Raw genomic sequence first — 5,165 nt, 5'->3', positions numbered from 1 at the left:
GAACCAACACAGTGGACGCGAGCAACTGAGGACAAGCCCTCGGCCTATTAGTACCAGTCAACTCCACCGGTCACCCGGCTTCCATATCTGGCCTATCAACCCAGTCGTCTACTGGGAGCCTTACCCCATCAAGTGGGTGGGAGCCCTCATCTCGAAGCAGGCTTCCCGCTTAGATGCTTTCAGCGGTTATCCCTCCCGAACGTAGCCAACCAGCCATGCCCTTGGCAGGACAACTGGCACACCAGAGGTTCGTCCGTCCCGGTCCTCTCGTACTAGGGACAGCCCTTCTCAAGACTCCTACGCGCACAGCGGATAGGGACCGAACTGTCTCACGACGTTCTAAACCCAGCTCGCGTACCGCTTTAATGGGCGAACAGCCCAACCCTTGGGACCGACTCCAGCCCCAGGATGCGACGAGCCGACATCGAGGTGCCAAACCATCCCGTCGATATGGACTCTTGGGGAAGATCAGCCTGTTATCCCCGGGGTACCTTTTATCCGTTGAGCGACGGCGCTTCCACAAGCCACCGCCGGATCACTAGTCCCGACTTTCGTCCCTGCTCGACCCGTCGGTCTCACAGTCAAGCTCCCTTGTGCACTTACACTCAACACCTGATTGCCAACCAGGCTGAGGGAACCTTTGGGCGCCTCCGTTACCCTTTAGGAGGCAACCGCCCCAGTTAAACTACCCACCAGACACTGTCCCTGATCCGGATCACGGACCCAGGTTAGACATCCAGCACGACCAGAGTGGTATTTCAACAATGACTCCACACTGACTGGCGTCAGCGCTTCACAGTCTCCCACCTATCCTACACAAGCCGAACCGAACACCAATATCAAGCTGTAGTAAAGGTCCCGGGGTCTTTCCGTCCTGCTGCGCGAAACGAGCATCTTTACTCGTAATGCAATTTCACCGGGCCTATGGTTGAGACAGTCGAGAAGTCGTTACGCCATTCGTGCAGGTCGGAACTTACCCGACAAGGAATTTCGCTACCTTAGGATGGTTATAGTTACCACCGCCGTTTACTGGCGCTTAAGTTCTCAGCTTCGCCCCGACGAATCAGAGCTAACCGGTCCCCTTAACGTTCCAGCACCGGGCAGGCGTCAGTCCGTATACATCGCCTTACGGCTTCGCACGGACCTGTGTTTTTAGTAAACAGTCGCTTCTCGCTGGTCTCTGCGGCCACCACCAGCTCAAGGAGCAAGTCCCATCACCAGCAATGGCCCCCCTTCTCCCGAAGTTACGGGGGCATTTTGCCGAGTTCCTTAACCATAGTTCACCCGAACGCCTCGGTATTCTCTACCTGACCACCTGAGTCGGTTTAGGGTACGGGCCGCCATGAAACTCGCTAGAGGCTTTTCTCGACAGCATAGGATCATCCACTTCACCACAATCGGCTCGGCATCAGGTCTCAGACACATGCCACACGGATTTACCTGCGTGACGTCCTACACCCTTACCCCGGGACAACCACCGCCCGGGCTGGACTACCTTCCTGCGTCACCCCATCACTTACCTACTACCACCTTGGATCAGCGGCTCCACCACTCCCCTCAACTCCGAAGAGATCAGGGCGGCTTCACGGCCTTAGCATCAGAGGATTCGATATTGGGCGCTTCAAAGCGGGTACCGGAATATCAACCGGTTGTCCATCGACTACGCCTGTCGGCCTCGCCTTAGGTCCCGACTTACCCTGGGCAGATCAGCTTGACCCAGGAACCCTTAGTCAATCGGCGCACACGTTTCCCACGTGTGTATCGCTACTCATGCCTGCATTCTCACTCGTGAACCGTCCACAACTACCTTCCGGCGCTGCTTCACCCGGCACACGACGCTCCCCTACCCACCACAACAACCGTTAGGTCTCATGCTGCAGTGACACGACTTCGGCGGTACGCTTGAGCCCCGCTACATTGTCGGCGCGGAATCACTTGACCAGTGAGCTATTACGCACTCTTTCAAGGATGGCTGCTTCTAAGCCAACCTCCTGGTTGTCTCTGCGACTCCACATCCTTTCCCACTTAGCATACGCTTAGGGGCCTTAGTCGATGCTCTGGGCTGTTTCCCTCTCGACCATGGAGCTTATCCCCCACAGTCTCACTGCCGCGCTCTCACTTACCGGCATTCGGAGTTTGGCTAAGGTCAGTAACCCGGTAGGGCCCATCGCCTATCCAGTGCTCTACCTCCAGTAAGAAACACACGACGCTGCACCTAAATGCATTTCGGGGAGAACCAGCTATCACGGAGTTTGATTGGCCTTTCACCCCTAACCACAGGTCATCCCCCAGGTTTTCAACCCTGGTGGGTTCGGTCCTCCACGAAGTCTTACCTCCGCTTCAACCTGCCCATGGCTAGATCACTCCGCTTCGGGTCTTGAGCGCGCTACTAAACCGCCCTATTCGGACTCGCTTTCGCTACGGCTTCCCCACACGGGTTAACCTCGCAACACACCGCAAACTCGCAGGCTCATTCTTCAAAAGGCACGCAGTCACGACGCAGAGACAAGTCTCTGCGCGACGCTCCCACGGCTTGTAGGCACACGGTTTCAGGTACTATTTCACTCCGCTCCCGCGGTACTTTTCACCATTCCCTCACGGTACTATCCGCTATCGGTCACCAGGGAATATTTAGGCTTAGCGGGTGGTCCCGCCAGATTCACACGGGATTTCTCGGGCCCCGTGCTACTTGGGTGTCGTACAAGCAAGTTGCTGACATTTCAGCTACGGGGGTCTTACCCTCTACGCCGGGCCTTTCGCATGCCCTTCGCCTACATCAACAATTTCTGACTCACCCAGCCGCCGGCAGACGACTGAAGTACGATCCCACAACCCCGCATGCGCAACCCCTGCCGGGTATCACACACATACGGTTTAGCCTCATCCAGTTTCGCTCGCCACTACTCCCGGAATCACGGTTGTTTTCTCTTCCTGCGGGTACTGAGATGTTTCACTTCCCCGCGTTCCCTCCACACTGCCTATGTGTTCAGCAGCGGGTGACAGCCCATGACGACTGCCGGGTTTCCCCATTCGGACACCCCCGGATCAAAGCTCGGTTGACAGCTCCCCGGGGCCTATCGCGGCCTCCCACGTCCTTCATCGGTTCCTGGTGCCAAGGCATCCACCGTGCGCCCTTAAAAACTTGGCCACAGATGCTCGCGTCCACTGTGCAGTTCTCAAACAACGACCAGTCGCCCACAAACCCACATGGACTCCGGCCTCCGAGGGGTTCATTCCCTCAGACACCCAACAGCGTGCCCGACACCCTCATCCTCTTACCCTGTGTTCCACGCCGAAGCAGTACTAACAGAAAGAATCCGAAAAGCGCCGAATAGTCAACGTTCCACCCATGAGCAACCGTGCGAGACATTTGCTCGCAGTCGGCTATGCGCTCCTTAGAAAGGAGGTGATCCAGCCGCACCTTCCGGTACGGCTACCTTGTTACGACTTCGTCCCAATCGCCAGTCCCACCTTCGACGATTCCCTCCCACAAGGGGTTGGGCCACCGGCTTCGGGTGTTACCGACTTTCGTGACGTGACGGGCGGTGTGTACAAGGCCCGGGAACGTATTCACCGCAGCAATGCTGATCTGCGATTACTAGCAACTCCGACTTCATGGGGTCGAGTTGCAGACCCCAATCCGAACTGAGACCGGCTTTTTGAGATTCGCTCCACCTCACGGCTTCGCAGCTCATTGTACCGGCCATTGTAGCACGTGTGCAGCCCAAGACATAAGGGGCATGATGACTTGACGTCGTCCCCACCTTCCTCCGAGTTGACCCCGGCAGTCTCCTGTGAGTCCCCATCACCCCGAAAGGCATGCTGGCAACACAGAACAAGGGTTGCGCTCGTTGCGGGACTTAACCCAACATCTCACGACACGAGCTGACGACAGCCATGCACCACCTGTACACCGACCACAAGGGGGCGCCTGTCTCCAGACGTTTCCGGTGTATGTCAAGCCTTGGTAAGGTTCTTCGCGTTGCGTCGAATTAAGCCACATGCTCCGCTGCTTGTGCGGGCCCCCGTCAATTCCTTTGAGTTTTAGCCTTGCGGCCGTACTCCCCAGGCGGGGAACTTAATGCGTTAGCTGCGGCACGGACAACGTGGAATGTCGCCCACACCTAGTTCCCAACGTTTACGGCGTGGACTACCAGGGTATCTAATCCTGTTCGCTCCCCACGCTTTCGCTCCTCAGCGTCAGTATCGGCCCAGAGATCCGCCTTCGCCACCGGTGTTCCTCCTGATATCTGCGCATTTCACCGCTACACCAGGAATTCCGATCTCCCCTACCGAACTCTAGCCTGCCCGTATCGAATGCAGACCCGGGGTTAAGCCCCGGGCTTTCACATCCGACGCGACAAGCCGCCTACGAGCTCTTTACGCCCAATAATTCCGGACAACGCTTGCGCCCTACGTATTACCGCGGCTGCTGGCACGTAGTTAGCCGGCGCTTCTTCTGCAGGTACCGTCACTCTCGCTTCTTCCCTGCTGAAAGAGGTTTACAACCCGAAGGCCGTCATCCCTCACGCGGCGTCGCTGCATCAGGCTTTCGCCCATTGTGCAATATTCCCCACTGCTGCCTCCCGTAGGAGTCTGGGCCGTGTCTCAGTCCCAGTGTGGCCGGTCGCCCTCTCAGGCCGGCTACCCGTCGTCGCCTTGGTAGGCCATCACCCCACCAACAAGCTGATAGGCCGCGGGCTCATCCTGCACCGCCGGAGCTTTCCATCACCAGACCATGCGGCCGGTGATCATATCCGGTATTAGACCCCGTTTCCAGGGCTTGTCCCAGAGTGCAGGGCAGATTGCCCACGTGTTACTCACCCGTTCGCCACTAATCCCCCACCGAAGCGGGTTCATCGTTCGACTTGCATGTGTTAAGCACGCCGCCAGCGTTCGTCCTGAGCCAGGATCAAACTCTCCGTGAATGCTTCCAGGTAATCCTGGTGACACCACGAGAGCGGAACAAGCCGGAGGAATAATCCAGCCTGTTCACAGCGTCCTCGCTGTGTGTTTCTTCAAAGGAACCTCGTCCACGATCCGAAGACCGCATGGACGGGGTATCAACATATCTGGCGTTGACTTTTGGCACGCTGTTGAGTTCTCAAGGAACGGACGCTTCCTTTGAAACCGTATCACCGGTTTCTCCGGGCTTTTCCCTCCGG

Annotated in this window: 2 rRNA genes; both read right to left on the bottom strand. The window is 57.3% G+C overall.

Annotated features, from left to right (window positions below):
- Positions 1-27: 27 nt before the first annotated feature.
- Positions 28-3,148: ribosomal RNA gene (locus tag ASC60_RS38330) — 23S ribosomal RNA — on the bottom strand.
- Positions 3,149-3,399: 251 nt separating this feature from the next.
- Positions 3,400-4,928, bottom strand: a 16S ribosomal RNA gene (locus tag ASC60_RS38325).
- The 16S and 23S rRNA genes sit together here, the layout of an rRNA operon.
- Positions 4,929-5,165: the final 237 nt, after the last annotated feature.

The sequence above is a fragment of the Streptomyces sp. NBRC 110028 genome (assembly GCF_001417735.1).
Classification (GTDB): Bacteria; Actinomycetota; Actinomycetes; order Streptomycetales; family Streptomycetaceae; genus Streptomyces.
This window is presented reverse-complemented; position numbering and strand designations above follow the sequence as displayed.